Source organism: Mesorhizobium sp. B2-1-3 (genome assembly GCF_006442495.1).
Lineage (GTDB): Bacteria > Pseudomonadota > Alphaproteobacteria > Rhizobiales > Rhizobiaceae > Mesorhizobium.
Genome location: NZ_VFWL01000025.1, coordinates 41,613 through 61,092 on the forward strand (window position 1 = coordinate 41,613; position 19,480 = coordinate 61,092).

18 protein-coding genes and 3 tRNA genes are annotated in these 19,480 nt (G+C 62.7%); 17 read left to right on the forward strand and 4 right to left on the reverse strand.

What is annotated here, in order from left to right; translation table 11 throughout:
* Positions 1-212: 212 nt before the first annotated feature.
* Positions 213-572 carry a hypothetical protein gene (locus tag FJ973_RS28550; RefSeq protein ID WP_140493579.1) on the forward strand — a complete coding sequence of 120 codons (360 nt, stop codon included), beginning with the start codon at positions 213-215 and terminating at the stop codon, positions 570-572.
* On the opposite strand, the gene bhcR is transcribed toward FJ973_RS28550, so the two are convergent.
* Positions 573-1,394: an HTH-type transcriptional regulator BhcR gene (gene bhcR, locus FJ973_RS28555; protein ID WP_140493574.1), complete on the reverse strand. Its 822-nt coding sequence runs from the start codon at positions 1,392-1,394 to the stop codon at positions 573-575. It lies immediately after the preceding gene.
* A gap of 214 nt (positions 1,395-1,608) precedes the next feature.
* On the opposite strand from bhcR, the gene gcl reads away from it, so the two are divergent.
* The 3 genes from gcl to FJ973_RS28575 all read left to right on the forward strand — a co-directional run bounded on the left by gcl (position 1,609) and on the right by FJ973_RS28575 (position 5,320).
* Positions 1,609-3,390, forward strand: a complete 1,782-nt coding sequence (gene gcl, locus FJ973_RS28560) for a glyoxylate carboligase (RefSeq protein WP_140558702.1) — start codon at positions 1,609-1,611, stop codon at positions 3,388-3,390.
* A 21-nt stretch (positions 3,391-3,411) separates the two neighbouring features.
* Positions 3,412-4,209, forward strand: a complete 798-nt coding sequence (hyi, locus tag FJ973_RS28565) for a hydroxypyruvate isomerase (protein ID WP_140558703.1) — start codon at positions 3,412-3,414, stop codon at positions 4,207-4,209.
* A 223-nt stretch (positions 4,210-4,432) separates the two neighbouring features.
* The gene (locus FJ973_RS28575) at positions 4,433-5,320 is read left to right on the forward strand and encodes a 2-hydroxy-3-oxopropionate reductase (protein WP_140558704.1); all 888 of its coding nucleotides are present in this window, start codon (positions 4,433-4,435) and stop codon (positions 5,318-5,320) included.
* Positions 5,321-5,366: 46 nt separating this feature from the next.
* On the opposite strand, the gene FJ973_RS28580 is transcribed toward FJ973_RS28575, so the two are convergent.
* Entirely contained in the window at positions 5,367-6,212 is an 846-nt protein-coding gene (locus FJ973_RS28580) for an RNA methyltransferase (protein ID WP_140558705.1), read from the reverse strand.
* Between the two features lie 197 nt (positions 6,213-6,409).
* On the opposite strand from FJ973_RS28580, the gene FJ973_RS28585 reads away from it, so the two are divergent.
* Together FJ973_RS28585 and FJ973_RS28590 are read left to right on the forward strand one after the other, a co-directional pair.
* Positions 6,410-6,494 (forward strand) — tRNA-Tyr (locus tag FJ973_RS28585).
* Between the two features lie 90 nt (positions 6,495-6,584).
* Positions 6,585-6,658, forward strand: a tRNA-Gly gene (locus tag FJ973_RS28590).
* Between the two features lie 84 nt (positions 6,659-6,742).
* On the opposite strand, the gene FJ973_RS28595 is transcribed toward FJ973_RS28590, so the two are convergent.
* A complete protein-coding gene (locus FJ973_RS28595; protein ID WP_140525527.1) occupies positions 6,743-7,201 on the reverse strand; it encodes a YidB family protein in 459 nt (152 codons plus the stop codon).
* A gap of 129 nt (positions 7,202-7,330) precedes the next feature.
* Between FJ973_RS28595 and FJ973_RS28600 the strand changes: the two genes are divergently transcribed.
* Positions 7,331-7,588, forward strand: coding sequence for a GlsB/YeaQ/YmgE family stress response membrane protein (locus FJ973_RS28600; RefSeq protein WP_140525526.1), 258 nt, complete (start codon positions 7,331-7,333; stop codon positions 7,586-7,588).
* A 237-nt stretch (positions 7,589-7,825) separates the two neighbouring features.
* Here the strand turns inward: FJ973_RS28600 and FJ973_RS28605 are convergent, their stop codons facing one another.
* On the reverse strand, positions 7,826-8,713 hold the full coding sequence (locus FJ973_RS28605; protein ID WP_140493546.1) for a DMT family transporter: 888 nt from the start codon (positions 8,711-8,713) through the stop codon (positions 7,826-7,828).
* A gap of 293 nt (positions 8,714-9,006) precedes the next feature.
* Here FJ973_RS28605 and tuf point away from each other — a divergent pair, with 293 nt between their 5' ends.
* The 10 genes from tuf to rpoB all read left to right on the forward strand — a co-directional run bounded on the left by tuf (position 9,007) and on the right by rpoB (position 19,386).
* Positions 9,007-10,182, forward strand: coding sequence for an elongation factor Tu (tuf, locus tag FJ973_RS28610; protein ID WP_140515452.1), 1,176 nt, complete (start codon positions 9,007-9,009; stop codon positions 10,180-10,182).
* 206 nt (positions 10,183-10,388) lie between these two features.
* The gene (locus FJ973_RS28615; protein WP_140558706.1) at positions 10,389-10,871 is read left to right on the forward strand and encodes a group II truncated hemoglobin; all 483 of its coding nucleotides are present in this window, start codon (positions 10,389-10,391) and stop codon (positions 10,869-10,871) included.
* Positions 10,872-11,082: 211 nt separating this feature from the next.
* Positions 11,083-11,158, forward strand: a tRNA-Trp gene (locus tag FJ973_RS28620).
* A 400-nt stretch (positions 11,159-11,558) separates the two neighbouring features.
* Positions 11,559-11,762: a preprotein translocase subunit SecE gene (gene secE / locus FJ973_RS28625; protein WP_013531408.1), complete on the forward strand. Its 204-nt coding sequence runs from the start codon at positions 11,559-11,561 to the stop codon at positions 11,760-11,762.
* 27 nt (positions 11,763-11,789) lie between these two features.
* On the forward strand, positions 11,790-12,317 hold the full coding sequence (gene nusG, locus FJ973_RS28630; protein ID WP_140501620.1) for a transcription termination/antitermination protein NusG: 528 nt from the start codon (positions 11,790-11,792) through the stop codon (positions 12,315-12,317).
* A 175-nt stretch (positions 12,318-12,492) separates the two neighbouring features.
* Positions 12,493-12,921, forward strand: a complete 429-nt coding sequence (gene rplK, locus FJ973_RS28635) for a 50S ribosomal protein L11 (RefSeq protein WP_140501622.1) — start codon at positions 12,493-12,495, stop codon at positions 12,919-12,921.
* 4 nt (positions 12,922-12,925) lie between these two features.
* Positions 12,926-13,624 (forward strand): 50S ribosomal protein L1, encoded by a 699-nt coding sequence (gene rplA / locus FJ973_RS28640; RefSeq protein ID WP_140501624.1) that lies wholly within the window; start codon positions 12,926-12,928, stop codon positions 13,622-13,624.
* Between the two features lie 407 nt (positions 13,625-14,031).
* On the forward strand, positions 14,032-14,550 hold the full coding sequence (rplJ, locus tag FJ973_RS28645) for a 50S ribosomal protein L10 (RefSeq protein WP_140515456.1): 519 nt from the start codon (positions 14,032-14,034) through the stop codon (positions 14,548-14,550).
* Positions 14,551-14,604: 54 nt separating this feature from the next.
* Positions 14,605-14,982 carry a 50S ribosomal protein L7/L12 gene (gene rplL / locus FJ973_RS28650; protein ID WP_027146630.1) on the forward strand — a complete coding sequence of 126 codons (378 nt, stop codon included), beginning with the start codon at positions 14,605-14,607 and terminating at the stop codon, positions 14,980-14,982.
* Positions 14,983-15,249: 267 nt separating this feature from the next.
* Positions 15,250-19,386 (forward strand): DNA-directed RNA polymerase subunit beta, encoded by a 4,137-nt coding sequence (gene rpoB, locus FJ973_RS28655; protein WP_140501628.1) that lies wholly within the window; start codon positions 15,250-15,252, stop codon positions 19,384-19,386.
* Positions 19,387-19,480: the final 94 nt, after the last annotated feature.

Below are 19,480 nucleotides of genomic sequence, written 5' to 3' on the forward strand. Positions count from 1 at the left end.
GAGGAGCACCGTTCAGCACCAGAAGAGGGGCTCAGGCGAGCCCCTTTTCTACGCTTGGATGGCGGCACACCTGTTGGATTAGCCGACTTTCACGGAGACGCCTGAACCCTCGGTCATCGGCTTTTGTCGATGCGATCGGCAATGTACAGGCATTTCCCGAAGGCCTAATCTGCTTGGCGATAATCTGCGGGCGATATGGGGGAGGGTGATCCTTGGACGAGCAGGACCCGAAAGAGGAACAGGTCGAGATTATTTTCCGCAACGGCACGGTCACGGCCGTCGGCATCCTGCTGGCGTTTTCGCTGGGATTCATCACGCATTGGGCCGCCAATCCGATCCCGTGGCAGACCTATCATCTCGTCGCCGTGCTGCCCATCCTGGCCGGCATCGCCTTACAGATGCGGGCACTGTCGCTTCTGCTCGACACAAAGTGCCTGCGGCTGAGCGCCTATGAACGCGCCAACCGCATCTTCATCACCGGCCTCGTCTTCACCGCCTGCGGTGTCGGCATGGCGATCCTGCTCGATTTCTTCGATCTTGCGAGCAGAAGCGCGCTGCCCGGAGCAGGTTGATCATCCGGTTTGCACGCCGCCGATCATCTTTGTGACCTCGGCCGCGGCGCTGTGCACCAGCGGGCCGATCTCGGCCAGCCTCTCAGGCGTCACCCGAACGGTCGGCCCCGACACCGAGACACCGCCGATCGGCTCGCCGAATTCGTTGAAGATGGCTGATGCCACGCAGCGCATGCCTGGGTGCCGTTCCTCGTCGTCGACCGACCAGCCGCGCAGCTTGATCGTCGCGAGATCATGCGCGAGGGCAGGGATGTCGGACAGCGTCCTGTCGGTAAAGCGCTGCAGGCCGGCCTTGCGCAGGATGGCTCCGACGCGCTCCGGCTCGAGATGGGCCAGCACCGCCTTGCCGATGCCGGAGGCGTGAAAAGGGCTGCGCGTGCCCGGTCGGAAGAAGGCGCGAATTGCCTGGTGCGTCTCGACCTGGCTGACGAACACCACGCAATCGTCCTCGGCGACGCCGAGATTGGCGGTCTCGCCGGTTTTCTCCATCAGCTCCTGCATGACGATGCGCGCGCGGTCGACCAGCTTGCGGCGGCGCAGGAACGCCGCGCCCATCCGATAGGTCTCGACGCCGATCGACCAAAGCTGGTCCGAACTGTCGAACTCGACCATGCCGTGGTTTTCGAGCGTCGTCAGCATACGGTAGGCGGTGGAGGCAGCCAGGCCGCTGTGAGCCGATATCTCGCTCAGCGACAGCCCGCTGCCTTCGGCAACGATGGCCAGGATGCGCAAGGCCCGGTCCAACGACTGCACCGAAGCCGCTTCCGACGGGCCGTTGAAGGCGCGCGGCCGGCCGCGCTGGCGTTTTTCAGCGGTTTCCATTTACGCCATCATGCCCGATTTTCCCGAACGGACAATGAAAAAGTTTTTCACGCGTTCTGCATTGCCACTATTTGGAAAACAAAAAGAGAAAGGAAATCAAATGACAACGGCAGTTTCTTAGAAATGAAAAAATATTCTGAAAAAATTGAAAAATAGCGGGCTTGCTGACATTCTCGGTTATCCAACAATCACAACCCTGTGGAGGGTCGGAACAATGGCCAGGATGCGCGCTGTCGATGCTGCGGTTCTCGTTCTCGAAAAGGAAGGCATCGCCTGCGCCTTCGGCGTGCCGGGCGCGGCGATCAATCCGCTCTACTCGGCCCTGAAGGCGAGGGGCACGATCCGCCATGTGCTGGCCCGTCATGTCGAGGGCGCGTCGCACATGGCCGAAGGCTTCACCAGGGCCAAGGCAGGCAAGATCGGGCTCTGCATCGGCACGTCCGGCCCGGCCGGCACCGACATGATCACCGGGCTCTACTCGGCCGCAGCCGATTCCATCCCGATCCTCTGCATCACCGGCCAGGCGCCGCGGGCGCGGCTGAACAAGGAGGATTTCCAGGCCGTCGACATCGCCGCCATCGCGTCGCCCGTCGCCAAATGGGCGGTCACCGTCATGGAGCCTTATCTCGTGCCGATGGCGCTTCAGAAGGCATTTCACCTGATGAGGTCTTCGCGCCCGGGACCGGTGCTGATCGACCTGCCGGTCGACGTCCAATTGGCCGAGATCGAGTTCGACATCGACGCCTATGAGCCGCTCGCGCCGTTCAAGCCGGCGATGACGCGCGCCCAGGCCGAGAAGGCTCTGGCGATGCTCAACGCCGCCGAAAAGCCGCTGATCGTCGCCGGCGGCGGCATCATCAATGCCGATGCGTCGGACCTGCTGATAGAATTCGCCGAGATTACCGGCGTGCCCGTCATCCCGACGCTGATGGGCTGGGGCGCGATCCCCGACGACCATCGGCTGATGGCCGGCATGTGCGGCCTGCAGACCTCGCACCGCTATGGCAACGCGACGATGCTGGAAGCCGACTTCGTCTTCGGCATCGGCAACCGCTGGGCCAACCGCCACACCGGTTCGGTCGATGTCTACACCAAGGGAAAAAAGTTCATCCATGTCGACATCGAGCCGACGCAGATCGGCCGTGTGTTTGCCCCGGATCTCGGCGTCGTCTCGGATGCGGGCGCTGCGCTGAAGATGCTGCTCGACGTCGCCACCGAATGGAAAACGGCCGGAAGACTGCGCGACTGGTCGGGCTGGGCGAAGGAATGCCAGGGCCGCAAGAAGACCATGAAGCGCAAGACGCATTTCGACCAGGTGCCGCTGAAGCCGCAGCGCGTCTATGAGGAGATGAACAAGGCGTTCGGGCGCGACGTCACCTACGTCACCACGATCGGCCTGTCGCAGATCGCCGGCGCGCAGTTCCTGCATGTCTACAAGCCGCGCAACTGGATCAATTGCGGCCAGGCAGGCCCGCTCGGCTGGACACTGCCGGCAGCCCTTGGCGTGCGCGCCGCCGATCCCGACCGCACCATCGTGGCGCTGTCGGGCGACTATGACTTCCAGTTCATGATCGAGGAACTGGCGGTCGGCGCGCAGCACAGGCTGCCCTACATCCACGTCGTCGTGAACAATGCCTATCTCGGCCTGATCCGCCAGGCGCAGCGCGGCTTCTCGATGGATTACGAGGTTAGCCTTGCTTTTGAGAACATCAACCGATCGGACGATCCCGAGGCCGGCTACGGCGTCGACCACGTCGCTGTTGCCGAGGCGATGGGCTGCAAGGCGGTCAGGGTGCGCAAACCGGAAGAATTCGCCGGTGCCTTCAAGGAGGCGCAGCGGCTGATGAAGGAGCATCAGGTTCCCGTAGTGCTCGAATTCATCCTCGAACGCGTCACCAATATCTCGATGGGCACCGAGATCGACAAGATCACCGAATTCGAAGACCTTGCCGAACATCAAGAGGATGCCCCGACAGCGATCGTGATGCTCGACTAGGACGGAAGAAGGACAAAAAGAATGCCGCGTTTTTCAGCCAATCTTTCGATGCTCTTTGGCGAGCATGACTTCCTCGAACGTTTTGACGCAGCTGCCCGCGCGGGCTTCAAAGGCGTTGAATATATAGGCCCCTACGACCATGCGCCCGAGGTGGTGGCCGCGCGGCTGAACAAGAACGGTCTGACGCAGGTGCTGTTCAACCTGCCGGCCGGCGACTGGGGCAAGGGCGAGCGCGGTATCGCCGTTTTGCCGGACCGAGTGCCGGAATTCCGCCAGGGCATCGCCAAGGCGATCGCCTACGCGCAGGCGCTCGGCTGCTCACAGGTCAATTGCCTGGCAGGCATCGCGCCCGCCGGCGTCGACCGCAAGGTGCTCGAGGATGTGTTTGCCGAGAACCTCGCCTTCGCGGCGGAGAAACTGGAGCAGGCCGGCATCAGGCTGCTGATCGAGCCGATCAACACGCGCGACATTCCAGGCTTCTTCCTCAACTATTCCGACCAGGCGCTGGCGCTGATCGACCGCGTCGGCTCGAAGAACCTGTTCCTGCAATACGACATCTACCACATGCAGATCATGGAGGGGGATCTCACCCGTACCATCGAGGCAAACCTCGGCCGCATCGCGCATATCCAGCTTGCGGACAATCCCGGCCGTCACGAGCCGGGGACGGGCGAGATCAACTATCCCTTCCTCTACGAGCATATCGACCGCATTGGTTATTCCGGCTGGGTCGGCGCGGAATACAAGCCGAAGGCCGGAACTGAGCAAGGGTTGGGGTGGTTCCGGGAACTGGCCGGGCAGGGAAGCGCGGCGGCTTAGCTGTCGAAATCGAACTCGCGTTCCTTCACGCCCTCCTCTGGCCTGTCGGCCATCTCCCCCACCAAGGGCGGAGGTTGGATGTCACCGGCGGCTTCGCTAAATTTTGAACCGGGAAAGTTGGGGCCAGCGCCGAAACTGCCAATCTCCCCACCTGTGGGGGAGATGGCCGGCAGGCCAGAGGGGGGCGTGAAGGAACGCAACCTCAACAAGACGGAGAACCACAATGGAAACCATCGGCTTCATCGGCCTTGGCATCATGGGCGCGCCGATGGCGGGACATTTGCTGGACGCCGGCTACACGGTGATCGCCAGCGACCACCGCTCCAGGCCACAGGCCGAACTGGTGGCCAAGGGACTGAAAACTGTCACCGGCCATGCCGCCGTGGCGAAGGCCGCCGATATCATCATCACCATGGTGCCCGACACACCGCAGGTAGCCGAGGTGCTGTTCGGCGACAACGGCGTCGCATCAGGTCTTTCCAAAGGCAAATTGGCCATCGACATGAGCTCGATCTCACCGATCGAGACCAAGGTCTTCGCCAAAAAAATCAACGAACTGGGCTGCGACTATCTCGATGCGCCGGTCTCGGGCGGCGAGGTGGGAGCCAAGGCCGCATCGCTCACCATCATGGTCGGCGGCGAGGAGAGGGCGTTCGAGCGCGCCAGGCCCGTTTTCGAGAAGATGGGCAAGAACATCACCCTGGTCGGACCGAACGGCGTCGGCCAGACCACCAAGGTCGCCAACCAGATCGTCGTCGCGCTGACCATTGAAGCCGTCGCCGAAGCGCTTGTTTTTGCTTCAAAAGCCGGCGCCGACCCCGCCAAGGTCAGGCAGGCGCTGATGGGCGGGTTGGCCGCCTCGCGCATCCTCGAAGTGCATGGCGAACGCATGGTCAGGCGCACCTTCGCGCCGGGTTTCCGCATCGAACTGCACCAGAAGGATCTCAACCTCGCCCTGGAAGGCGCAAGGGCGCTCGGCGTCTCCCTGCCCAACACGTCGACCACCCAGCAACTGTTCAATTCCTGCACGGCCAATGGCGGCGCCAGGGAGGATCACTCGGCCCTGGTCAGGGCGCTGGAGCGGATGGCCGGGCATGAGGTAGGGCAGTAGGAGCCGCCCGTTCCGGCCGATTTGGAAACCCTACTGCCGTACTGCCCTACTGCCTCAAGAATTTCCGTGCCGCATAAAGGCTTACCGCCGCCGCGTTCGACACGTTGAGCGAGCGGATGGCGCCGGGCATGTCGAGGCGAGCCAGTGTCGTCACCGTCTCGCGCGTCTTCTGGCGCAGGCCCTTGCCTTCCGCGCCCAGCACCAGGGCAAGCTTGTCGCCGGCAAAGCTCGTTTCGAGTTCGGCCGGGCCGTCCGAATCGAGACCGATTGTCTGGAAGCCGGCCTCGTGCAGTTGCGCGAGCGCGTCGGCCAGGTTCTTCACCTCGATCTGGTCGATATGTTCGAGCGCGCCGGAGGCTGATTTCGCCAGCACGCCCGATTCCTGCGGGCTGTGGCGCGCCGTGGTGATCAGCGCGCCGGCATCGAAAGCGACCGCCGAGCGCAGGATGGCGCCGACATTGTGCGGATCGGTGATCTGGTCGAGCACCAGCACCAGCTTTGTGTCGCCAAGAGCGTCGAGTCGCTTGGGCTTCAGCGGCTCGGCCTCGATCAGCACGCCTTGATGCACGGCATCCGAACCCGTGATCTTGTCGATGTCCCTGGGTTCGACCAGCTCCGCCTTGAAGGGCAGGGCCGCGAAGTCGGCCAGTCCCAGCCGCTCGGCGGCATTGCGCGTCACCAGCATTTTCCGGATCTTGCGGCGCGGATTGTCGAGCGCCGCGCGCACCGTATGCAGGCCATAGAGCCGCACCAGCCCGTCGGCTGCGTTCTCGCCCGGCGGCATCGGCTGGCGCGGCCGGAATGCCGGCGCGCCGCCGCTCTTTTCGTCGCGGTGTGCACGACGCAGCTTGGCGTAGTGGGTGTCTTTCGGGGTGCCGGTCTTGTTGCTCATGGCCGGCTTCTATAGCGGTCTCCGGCGGCCAGGGATATGGCCCGTCGCCGCAGCCGGCGAACAACATCGAAAAACCCTTCCCACGCGGTTGACACCCACTGGCCTTGCCGCCATAAGGCGCTTCGCTGATTTCGGAGAAGTGATACTCGGGTCCGGATCGGCAAGAATGCCTCGTTGCATGGCTCCGGCGGCAGACTGGAGAGGTGCCCGAGTGGTTAAAGGGGACGGACTGTAAATCCGTTGGCTTAGCCTACGTTGGTTCGAATCCAACCCTCTCCACCACTGCCGGCCCGGAAGCCCTGAAACGTGAAAGCATCGGAGGCGAAAAGCGCATGGCGCTTTTCCGTGGAATCCGGTACTTCAGTGCACGGCGCGGGTATAGCTCAGTGGTAGAGCAGCAGCCTTCCAAGCTGAATATGCGGGTTCGATTCCCGCTACCCGCTCCAGATTTCCAACCCCATGCCATCGGTAAGCTGAAACGCTGCACGGCCAGGTCGCGCAGCGCTGCAGAGGATGGCAGTCCGCTCGCTTCAGCTGTTGAAGGCCGACGCGACCTGGTGTTGCTGCGGCACCTGGCCGTTCGGCGTCAGCTTGTCGACGATGCCAGGCAGGGCTGCGGACAATTGCTTGAGCAGTTCCTGCTCGTCGAGTCCCGTCCGTTGCGCGATCTCGCGGATGACCTGCGGTCCGATAGCGTTGCCCAGGTCGTTGGCGTTGATCGGTTGGTTCTGGCCGGTGCCGACCCAGGAATCGGCGACGTTGCCGTGGCCGGAGTTCTTCAATTTGTCGAGCAGGCCGCCCAGTCCGCCAAGCAGGCCGCCATCGCCGGCCGTGGTTTCACCGGGCTCGGCCGGTACGGGAGCTTGGGGTTGCTCCGGCTGTTCGGCACTCCTGCCGCTGAGCATCTTTCCGACCAGCAGCGCGCCAAGCGCGATCATCAGGGGTTTGGTGATGTTGCCGCCCGGAACGGCATTGTCAAACAGTCCCATCGTGGATCTCCTTGTCAACCAAGCCCGTCCCATCGTCACAATGACGCAATCGGGCGGAATTTCAAGCTGGCTTGAGCTTTTGACAATCATATGAAAATGATGGACGCGGCAGGGGATTGGAGAGGAAAAATGTCAATCATCAGCTGGATTATTCTGGGAGTCATCGCCGGCTTTCTTGGCAGCAAGATCGTCAACAAGAGCGGCCAGGGCATGATCATGGATATCGTGCTCGGCATTGTCGGCGCCATTGTCGGCGGCCTGATCTTCAGCGCTTTCGGCGCGTCGGGCGTGACCGGTCTCAACATATACAGCCTGATCGTCGCGGTGGTGGGCGCCGTGGTCGTGTTGTGGGCCTACCACCAGTTCGCCGGCAAGCGGCCGATTTAGCACCAGTCCCATTCCGACAGTTCGGGATGGGATTTCTACCTGTCCGCTCGTGCATGAGCTTCCCCGAAACCGGATCCCGCACTCGGGTCATGCGCCCGTCCTGTCCTTCATCGGCGGTGTTTGCCACCGCGGAGCGCCGTCTGGCGCGTCTTATCTGACCCTCTTGAGGATATCGCGGACAGCGTGTTGAGCTTGCGGCGAGACCCCCGGCGATAATCGGCCGCAACTGGAGCCGACTTAGGCGACGACAGTCAGCCGGCGCCTGCGCTGGTCAAGCGAGACGATGGCCAGTCCGCTGCCGACAACCAGAAGGATGCCGCAGATCGCCAGCGCGTTCGGGAATTGTCCGAACACCAGCAGGCCCGAAATCATCGCCCAGACGGTGAAGCAGTAGTAGAACGGCGCCACCGCGCTGGTCGGCCCGACGCGATAGGCCATGAAGATGAAGAAATGGCCGAAGATCAGGAAAAACCCGGCTCCGGCCATGAGCAGCAAATGATGTGCTCCGGGCATGATCCAGCGCTCTGAAACCAGGTGTGCCGCACCGGCGCCGATCAGCACCACGACGACGGCGGAAATCGCCACGATCATTCCCGGCACCTCGGCCGGAACCCGCCTGCCGGTGAGATCGCGCGCGGCCGACAATGCCGCGTTGCCGAGCGCCAGCAGGGCATAGACCGAGATGCCCTGCATTGTCGGTTGCGCCACCATCAGCGCGCCGATGAAGCCGAGGCCGATCAGCGCCATGCGCTGGCCGCCGATGCGCTCGCCGAACAGGATAGAGGAGCCGACCAGCATCAACAGCGGCGTGACCTGTCCGAGCGCGGTGGAATCGGCAATCTGCATGTTGGCGAGCGCCACGACGTAACAAAGGATGGCGGCCAGTTCGAGCAGGTTGCGGTGCAGCACGCGCTTGTCGAAGATCAGCGGGATCTGTTTGCCATAACCAAGCGCAAACAGCAGCGGAAAGCCCCAGAGCGCTGCCGCCGCGCCGCGCAGGAACAGCACTTCATAGGACGGCAGGCCCGCCGTAGCGAGCTTCATCATCGTATCGTTGACGAGATACGACCCGGTCGAGACGATCATGAACAGAGGGCCGCGAACGGCTGTCGGGATGAAATGCATCGGTGCAGGAAATCAGAGCGGGAACACCGCCGCAATGGGCCATGAAGCGCCGACAAATCCGACAGCGACCGACGAGCGGGGCGCGGGAGGCCGGCGCGATTGCGCAGGGGTTTAGGCCATTCCATTTCACGCGACACGTTCCTATATCAGCGCCATATCCCCGCAATCGGATCACGGGTTCGGGCCGAGTGAGAAGGCGCCCGGGCAAAAGACGCTTGTGTTTTTTGGCCTTTGTCGCTAATCGCCCCGCATTCGACTGAACTGAAGGTCCAGGCCGTCCAAGGAAAGAGACTATGGCAAAAGGTAAATTCGAGCGCACCAAGCCGCATGTGAACATCGGCACGATTGGCCACGTTGATCATGGCAAGACGTCTTTGACGGCAGCGATCACCAAGTATTTTGGCGAATACAAGCGCTATGACCAGATTGACGCGGCGCCGGAAGAGAAGGCGCGCGGCATCACGATTTCGACGGCTCACGTTGAGTACGAGACGGAGAACCGCCACTACGCCCATGTCGACTGCCCCGGCCACGCCGACTATGTGAAGAACATGATCACCGGTGCCGCGCAGATGGACGGCGCGATCCTGGTTGTGTCGGCCGCCGACGGCCCGATGCCGCAGACCCGCGAGCACATCCTTTTGGCTCGCCAGGTCGGCGTGCCGTCGATCGTGGTGTTTTTGAACAAGGTCGACCAGGTCGACGATGCCGAGCTGCTTGAGCTGGTCGAGCTCGAGGTTCGCGAATTGCTGACCAAGAACGAGTTCCCCGGCGACGACATTCCGATCGTCAAGGGTTCGGCGCTGGCGGCTCTGGAAGATTCGGACAAGAAGATCGGCGAGGACGCGATCCGCGAGCTGATGGCTCAGGTCGACGCCTACATCCCGACGCCTGTTCGTCCGCTGGACAAGCCGTTCCTGATGCCGATCGAGGACGTGTTCTCGATCTCGGGCCGCGGCACGGTCGTGACCGGTCGCGTCGAGCGCGGCGTGGTCAAGGTCGGCGAGGAGCTGGAGATCATCGGCATCCGTCCGACCACCAAGACGACCTGCACGGGCGTCGAGATGTTCCGCAAGCTGCTCGACCAGGGCCAGGCGGGCGACAACATCGGCGCGCTGCTGCGCGGTGTCGACCGTGAAGGTGTCGAGCGCGGCCAGGTTCTGGCCAAGCCCGGTTCGGTGAAGCCGCACAAGAAGTTCGTGGCCGAAGCCTACATCCTGACCAAGGACGAGGGTGGCCGTCACACGCCGTTCTTCACCAACTACCGTCCGCAGTTCTACTTCCGCACCACCGACGTGACCGGCATCGTGTCGCTGCCGGCCGGCACCGAGATGGTGATGCCTGGCGACAACATCACGGTCGACGTCGAGCTGATCGTGCCGATCGCCATGGAAGAGAAGCTGCGCTTCGCCATCCGTGAAGGCGGCCGCACCGTCGGTGCCGGCATCGTCGTCACCATTAAAGAGTAATCGACACCGGCATCAGCCGGATCGAGAAGGAAGGGCGGTCCTCGGGCCGCCCTTTTTGTCGGCGACCGAAGGTCAGCCGTTGGCATGCCGGGGCCGACACGCGGTCGAACGGTAGCCGCGTCATCGAACTGGCCATCGAGGCAGGTTGAGGCTTGCTCGATTTTTCCGCTATCGTCGCTGCAGGCGGCGCTGGGCGGAGGTCAAGTATGAGCCAGGATGTTCCGACACTGTACGAATGGGCCGGCGGCAGCGAAGCGCTCAACCGGCTGACGCAGACCTTCTATGACAAGGTGGCGCGGGATCCGGTCGTCGGGCCGGTGTTCAAGCATATGTCGCCCGACCATCCCGCCCATGTCGCGGCCTTTATCGGCGAGGTTTTCGGCGGGCCGAAAACCTACAGCGAAAAATTCGGCGGCCACCGCGAGATGGTGATGCATCACCTGGGCAAGCATTTGACGGAGGAGCAGCGCCGCCGCTGGATCAACCTGCTGGCCGATGCCGCGGATGCCGTCGGGCTGCCTGACGATCCGGAGTTCCGTTCCGCCTTCATGGGCTATGTCGAGTGGGGATCGCGGCTCGCCAGGATGAATTCCAATCTCGGCGAAACGTGCGACCCGGAGACCGAGCCGATGCCGGCCTGGGGCTGGGGCGTGCCCGGCGGGCCTTACCGGGTCCCGGACACCAAATAGCGTCCAACGGATACACGGGCCGGCAGGCAAGATCTCCGCGAACAGCATGCCGGCGCACTTGAGCATGAAACCGGAGATCGATGGCGGCGGGCTGGTCGTCGACCATCCCGATTTCCGGGAAAGGGGATGAAGGCGCGTTTGCTTGCAAACCGCTCTTTACAGAGCGCGCGGAAGCTTTTAGGAAGCCCCTGCTGCGCCGAGGCGCACGTGTACGGGCATAGCTCAGTTGGTAGAGCGGCGGTCTCCAAAACCGCAGGTCGTAGGTTCGAGCCCTGCTGCCCGTGCCATTTCGAGAAATGGCACGCCAAAACAAAAACTCAGCCATTTCCTAAATGGCCATCAGAAACGATATTTCTGCGGGCTGCCCTTTGAAAATCGGCGACCGGCTTGCCATATTAGGCTGATTGAGGCATAAGGGCGCCATAGCCGGGACGGAACGACTGGATGGTTCCGAGGCGGCGTTTGGTCATAAAGCGGACACTTGCCACTTGCGTGGATCAAGAATCGGTTTTATGTAGACGAAACAGACACGCGACGCGTGGAGCTGGGAAGCCGGCTTTACGCGTCTGATTTGCATGGGCGAAATGATTGCGCTGATTCGGCGCGAAAATGGACCCAGGCGGCACGTCCCGGCCAGCGGGATCATCCAGGAGACCCGGCCAACGGGTCTTGAAGACAGAGCGGCATATGGCTTCGAAAACCACAAATCCTTTCGTCTTTCTCCAGCAGGTTCGCGCGGAGACCGCCAAGGTGACTTGGCCGTCGCGACGCGAAACGATGATCTCGACGGTGATGGTTCTGGCTTTCGCTGTGATCGCGATGATCTTTTTCTTCACCGCCGATCAGCTCATGGGCCTCGCGGTCGAACAGATTCTGGGCATTGGACGCTAAGTCCGGCGATTACGGAGAAGTCGTGAAATGACTACGCGCTGGTACATCGTCCACGCCTATTCGAACTTTGAGAAGAAGGTCGCCGAGGACATTGAGAACAAGGCCAAGCAGAAGGGCCTGTCCGCCGATATCGAGCAGATCGTCGTGCCGACCGAGAAGGTCGTCGAGGTTCGTCGCGGCCGCAAGGTCGACGCCGAGCGCAAGTTCTTTCCGGGCTATGTGCTCCTGAAGGCCAACTTGACCGACGCCGTGTTCTCTCTGGTCAAGAACACGCCGAAGGTCACCGGGTTTTTGGGCGACTCCAAGCCGGTGCCGATCACCGAGGCCGAGGCGCAGCGCATCCTGAACCAGGTGCAGGAAGGCGTCGAGCGGCCGAAGCCCTCGGTTACTTTCGAGATCGGCGAGGCGATCCGCGTCTCGGATGGCCCCTTCGCGTCCTTCAACGGCTTCGTCCAGGAAGTGGACGAGGAGCGGGCGCGGCTCAAGGTGGAAGTTTCGATCTTCGGGCGCGCCGTGCCTGTCGATCTGGAATTCGGACAAGTCGAAAAAGGCTGATCCGAAATCCCTGGCGCCGTTCCGGTGGTCAGGGGAGGCGGCGCGGCAACGCGCGGCCTGAGAACGGTGGGAGGCGAATGCGGCTTTAGCCGGCCGCAGGAACCGCACCACCAGACTGCAACAGCCGGTGTTTTCCCAGATCGAGGGGCCGGCATAGACAAAGGCAGGAATAGAGATGGCTAAGAAAATTGCAGGCCAGCTCAAGCTCCAGGTTGCCGCGGGCTCGGCTACGCCGTCGCCCCCGATCGGCCCGGCGCTTGGTCAGCGCGGCATCAACATCATGGAGTTCTGCAAGGCGTTCAACGCGCAGACCCAGGAAATGGAAAAGGGATCGCCGATTCCGGTCGTCATCACCTACTATCAGGACAAGTCGTTCACCTTCGTCATGAAGACGCCGCCGGTGAGCTACTTCCTGAAGAAGGCCGCTAACCTGAAGTCGGGCTCCAAGGAGCCGGGCAAGGTCAAGGCCGGCACGATCGGCCGCGACAAGGTCCGCGCCATCGCCGAGCAGAAGATGAAGGATCTGAACGCAAACGACGTCGAGGCGGCCATGCGCATGGTCGAGGGCTCCGCCCGCTCGATGGGTCTGGAAGTGGTGGGCTGAGATCATGGCAAAGATTGCAAAGCGTGTATCGAAGACCCGCGAAGGCATCGATCCCAACAAGGCTTATACCTTGGGTGACGCGCTGAAGCTGCTCAAGGATCGCTCGACGGTCAAGTTTGACGAGACGATCGAAGTCGCGATGAATCTCGGCGTTGATCCTCGCCATGCCGACCAGATGGTCCGCGGCGTGGTCAACCTGCCGAACGGCACCGGCCGCTCGGTCCGCGTCGCCGTGTTCGCCCGTGGCGACAAGGCCGAGGAAGCCAAGGCCGCCGGCGCCGACATCGTCGGCGCGGAGGACCTGGTCGACATCGTCCAGAAGGGCACGATCGATTTCGATCGCTGCATCGCCACGCCGGACATGATGCCGCTCGTCGGCCGTCTGGGCAAAGTGCTCGGCCCGCGCGGCATGATGCCGAACCCGAAGGTCGGTACCGTCACCACCGACGTCGCGGCCGCCGTCAAGGCATCGAAGGGCGGCGCTGTGGAGTTCCGCGTTGAGAAGGCCGGCATCGTTCACGCCGGCGTCGGCAAGGTCTCGTTCGACGTCAAGGCGCTGGAAGAAAACGTCCGCGCCTTCGCCGATGCGGTGACCAAGGCAAAGCCGGCTGGCGCCAAGGGCAACTACGTCAAGAAGGTGTCCGTCACCTCGACGATGGGCCCGGGCCTCAAGCTCGACGTCTCGACGCTCGCGGCGTCCTGATTAACCGTTTGGATCGGCCGCTGAACGGGCCGATCCGTAAGTGAATTCCGGGCCTGGATCGTTCTGGGCCCGGTACCGGGAGCCGAAAGGTTTCCGGACATCCTGTCCGAGATTGCAGGCGGCCCGGCCTTGATTGAAAAGGGGGGCCTTAATTCATGTGGGCCTGCATGAGACGGGTGAAGACCTGACAACGGAGCAAGCGCTCCAATGAAAGGTTCGAACCGTGTTTGCCTTTTGTCTGCGCATCGTCCGGCTTGCCGGCGATGTGGCGAAAGGGGGCAGGATCCTCGAGCGCTGTTCGGGAGATCCGTTACTGGATGGCCCGGCCGGCAAAAGGCAACCCGACGCCTGTCCTCGTGAATGGGAATGTTCCCGTTAGCAGGGTGGGGGTCAACTGGAGATAGGCAGTGGACAGAGCGGAAAAACGCGAACTCGTCACGGGCCTGAACGATGCGTTCTCGAACGCGGGTTCAGTGGTCGTGGCCCACTATGCCGGTATCACCGTCGCGCAAATGAACGACCTCCGGTCGAAAATGCGCGCTGCCGGTGGCACCGTTAAAGTCGCGAAGAACCGTCTCGCCAAAATCGCTCTTCAGGGCACGGACTCCGCATCGATCATCGATCTGTTCAAGGGACAGACGCTGGTCGCCTATTCGGAGGATCCGATTGCGGCGCCGAAGGTCGCGTCCGATTTCGCCAAGGGGAATGACAAGCTGGTCATTCTCGGCGGCGCAATGGGCACCACCTCGCTCAACGCCGACGGTGTGAAGGCACTCGCCACACTCCCGTCGCTCGACGAGCTGCGCGCCAGGCTGGTTGGCATGATCGCCACGCCGGCAACCCGGATCGCCCAGATCGTCAATGCGCCCGCGGCTTCGGTCGCGCGTGTCATCGGCGCTTACGCCCGGAAGGACGAGGCGGCATGAGGCCGTTCCTCGCTATCACAAACACACGTTCGAACCTTATGAAGGAATACAACAATGGCTGATCTCGCAAAGATCGTAGACGACCTTTCGAAGCTGACCGTCCTCGAGGCGGCTGAGCTGTCGAAGCTTCTGGAAGAAAAGTGGGGCGTTTCGGCTGCTGCTCCGGTGGCTGTTGCCGCTGCCGGCGGTGCTGCCGCTGCCGCTGCTCCGGTCGAGGAAAAGACGGAATTCGACGTCGTCCTCACCGACGCCGGCGCCCAGAAGATCAACGTCATCAAGGAAGTCCGCGCCATCACCGGCCTTGGCCTCAAGGAAGCCAAGGACCTGGTCGAAGCGGCTCCGAAGCCGGTCAAGGAAGCCGTTTCCAAGGCCGACGCCGACAAGTTCAAGGCCCAGCTGGAAGCAGCCGGCGCCAAGGTCGAGCTGAAGTAAGCGTAACAATCGGCGGACGGCCTCGCGCCGTCCGCCACTCCCTCGGGCGACCTGGGGAGGCTGCGTAGCGCGAGATGCACGAAAACCTCTTTCCTGAGGGCCGAAAACCGGCTCTCAGGAAACGGGTTTTCTCCCGTTTTAGCCGGCCGCCCGCCAAGTAGTTTGGTAATGGGGCCGGAGAACAGACAGAGAGCCGCTGCCCAGGCGGTTCGGATGCAAGGCGAGCCGCGGCGAGGCTCGCCCCGAGTTTAGAGCTAAGGAGCGACGATGGCCCAGACCCAGACTTTCAATGGCCGCAGACGCGTACGCAAGTTCTTCGGAAAGATCCCGGAAGTTGCGGAGATGCCGAACCTCATCGAGGTTCAGAAGGCGTCCTATGACCAGTTCCTGATGGTGGACGAGCCTAAGGGCGGACGTCCGGACGAGGGACTGCAGGCTGTTTTCAAGTCGGTCTTCCCGATCTCCGATTTTTCCGGCTCCTCGATGCTGGAGTTCGTGAAGTACGAGTTCGAAGGACCGAAATTCGACGTTGACGAATGCCGTCAGCGCGACCTCACCTATGCCGCACCGCTGAAGGTGACGCTGCGCTTGATCGTGTTCGATATCGACGAGGATACCGGCGCGAAGTCGATCAAGGACATCAAGGAGCAGGACGTCTACATGGGCGACATGCCGCTCATGACCTCGAACGGCACCTTCATCGTCAACGGCACCGAGCGCGTCATCGTCTCGCAGATGCACCGCTCGCCGGGCGTCTTCTTCGACCACGACAAGGGCAAGTCGCACTCGTCGGGCAAGCTCCTGTTTGCCGCGCGCGTCATCCCCTATCGCGGTTCGTGGCTCGACATCGAGTTCGATTCCAAGGACGTCGTGCACGCCCGCATCGACCGTCGCCGCAAGATTCCGGTGACGTCGCTGCTGATGGCGCTCGGCATGGACGGCGAAGAGATCCTGTCGACCTTCTACAACAAGATCACCTACAAGCGCGCCGGCGATCACTGGCGCATTCCGTTCAACGTGGATCGTTTCCGCGGCCTGAAGGCCGTCGGCGACCTGGTCGACGCCGACACGGGTGAGGTCGTTGTCGAGGCCGGCAAGAAGATCACCGCCCGCCAGGCCCGCCAGCTCGGCGAAAAGGGCCTGAAGGCGATCAAGGCGACCGACGAGGACCTGCTCGGCAACTATCTCGCCGAGGACATCGTCAATTACGCCACCGGCGAGATCTTCCTCGAGGCCGGCGACGAGATCGATGACAAGACGCTGAAGGTGCTGCTTGGCACCGGCGAGGACGAGATCCAGATACTCGACATCGATCACGTCAATGTCGGCGCCTACATCCGCAACACGCTCGCCGTCGACAAGAACGAGAGCCGCCAGGACGCGCTGTTCGACATCTATCGTGTCATGCGCCCCGGCGAGCCGCCGACGCTCGAAACCGCTGAAGCCATGTTCAACTCGCTGTTCTTCGACAGCGAGCGCTACGACCTGTCCGCCGTTGGCCGCGTCAAGATGAACATGCGCCTCGAACTCAAGGCCGAGGACACCGTGCGTGTATTGCGCAAGGACGACATCCTGGCCGTGGTCAAGACGCTGGTCGAACTGCGTGACGGCAAGGGCGAGATCGACGACATCGACAATCTCGGCAACCGCCGCGTGCGTTCGGTCGGCGAGCTGATGGAAAACCAGTACCGCGTCGGCCTGCTGCGCATGGAGCGCGCGATCAAGGAGCGTATGTCCTCGATCGAGATCGACACGGTCATGCCGCAGGACCTGATCAACGCCAAGCCGGCGGCTGCCGCCGTGCGCGAGTTCTTCGGTTCCTCGCAGCTGTCGCAGTTCATGGACCAGACCAACCCGCTGTCGGAGATCACCCACAAGCGCCGTCTCTCCGCGCTTGGACCGGGTGGTCTGACCCGCGAGCGCGCCGGCTTCGAGGTGCGCGACGTGCACCCGACGCATTACGGCCGCATCTGCCCGATCGAGACGCCGGAAGGCCCGAATATCGGCCTGATCAACTCGCTCGCCACCTTCGCGCGCGTCAACAAGTACGGCTTCATCGAGAGCCCGTACCGCAAGATCGTCGACGGCAAGCTGACCAATGACGTCGTCTATCTGTCGGCGATGGAAGAGGCCAAGCACCATGTCGCGCAGGCCAATGCCGAGCTCGACAAGGATGGTCGCTTTGTCGACGAATTCGTCATTTGCCGCAGTGCCGGCGAAGTGATGATGGCGCCGCGCGAAAACGTCGACCTGATGGACGTTTCGCCCAAGCAGATGGTGTCGGTGGCCGCGGCCCTGATCCCGTTCCTTGAGAACGACGACGCCAACCGCGCGCTGATGGGCTCGAACATGCAGCGCCAGGCCGTGCCGCTGGTGCGCGCCGAAGCGCCGTTCGTCGGCACCGGCATGGAGCCGATTGTCGCCCGTGATTCGGGCGCCGCCATCGGCGCCCGCCGCGGCGGCATCGTCGACCAGGTGGACGCGACGCGTATCGTCATCCGCGCCACGGAAGACCTCGATCCGGGCAAGTCCGGCGTCGACATCTACCGGCTGATGAAGTTCCAGCGTTCGAACCAGAACACCTGCATCAACCAGCGTCCGCTGGTGCGCATGGGCGACCGGGTCAACAAGGGCGACATCATCGCGGACGGTCCTTCGACCGAGCTCGGCGATCTGGCTCTCGGCCGCAACGTGCTGGTCGCGTTCATGCCGTGGAACGGCTACAACTACGAGGACTCGATCCTCCTGTCCGAGCGCATCGTCGCCGACGACGTCTTCACCTCGATCCACATCGAGGAGTTCGAGGTCATGGCGCGCGACACCAAGCTCGGACCGGAGGAAATCACGCGCGACATTCCGAACGTCTCGGAAGAAGCGCTGAAGAACCTCGATGAAGCCGGCATCGTCTATATCGGTGCCGAAGTTCAGCCGGGCGATATCCTGGTCGGCAAGATCACGCCGAAGGGCGAAAGCCCGATGACGCCGGAAGAAAAGCTTCTGCGCGCCATCTTCGGCGAAAAGGCATCCGATGTGCGCGACACCTCGATGCGCATGCCTCCGGGCACCTTCGGCACCGTCGTCGAGGTGCGCGTGTTCAATCGCCACGGTGTGGAGAAGGACGAGCGCGCCATGGCGATCGAGCGCGAGGAGATCGAACGCCTCGCCAAGGACCGTGACGACGAGCAGGCGATCCTGGATCGCAACGTCTACGCGCGCCTTTCCGACGTGCTCGTCGGCAAGGAAGCGATCGCCGGACCGAAGGGCTTCAAGAAGGGCTCGACGCTGTCGAAGGACACGCTCGACGAGTATCCGCGTTCGCAGTGGTGGCAGTTCGCCGTGGAGAACGAAAAGCTCCAGAGCGAACTGGAAGCCCTGCGCGGCCAGTACGACGATTCCAAGAAGGCACTCGAACAGCGCTTCATGGACAAGGTCGAGAAGGTGCAGCGCGGCGACGAAATGCCTCCGGGCGTCATGAAGATGGTCAAGGTCTTCGTGGCGGTGAAGCGCAAGATGCAGCCGGGTGACAAGATGGCCGGCCGTCACGGCAACAAGGGTGTCGTGTCGCGCATCGTTCCGGTCGAGGACATGCCTTTCCTCGAGGACGGCACGCATGCCGATATCGTGCTCAACCCACTGGGTGTGCCGAGCCGCATGAATGTCGGCCAGATCCTGGAAACGCATCTGGGCTGGGCTTGCGCCGGAATGGGCAGGAAGATCGGCGAGATGATCGACGCCTACAAGTCTGCCGGCGACATCAAGCCGCTGCGCAAGACGCTGGAGAGCTTCATGCCCGCCAACGACCGCAACGAGCCGGTCCGCGAGTATGACGACGAGAGCATCGTTCGCCTGAGCGAGCAGATGCGCCGCGGCGTCTCGATCGCAACCCCGGTGTTCGACGGCGCGCACGAGGCCGACATCAACGTCATGCTGGAGCAGGCGGGCCTGCACACCAGCGGTCAGTCGCAGCTCTATGACGGACGCACCGGCGAGCCGTTCGATCGCAAGGTGACGATGGGCTACATCTACATGCTCAAGCTTCACCACCTCGTGGATGACAAGATCCACGCGCGTTCGATCGGTCCGTACTCGCTCGTCACCCAGCAGCCGCTGGGCGGCAAGGCGCAGTTCGGCGGCCAGCGCTTCGGCGAAATGGAGGTCTGGGCGCTGGAAGCCTACGGCGCCGCCTATACGCTGCAGGAAATGCTGACGGTGAAGTCGGACGACGTCGCTGGCCGCACCAAGGTCTACGAGGCGATCGTCCGCGGTGACGACACCTTCGAGGCCGGCATTCCCGAGAGCTTCAACGTTCTCGTCAAGGAGATGCGGTCGCTCGGCCTCAACGTCGAATTGGAGAACACCAAGCTCGACGAAGCCCCGGTTCGGCTGCCCGACGCAGCGGAATAAACAAGACACCCGGTCGCGGGAGAGGCTCCCGCGACCGGGTGCACCAAATTCTTCGGCCGGTGGGCCGACCACTCAGCGGGCATTTGCCCCGCAT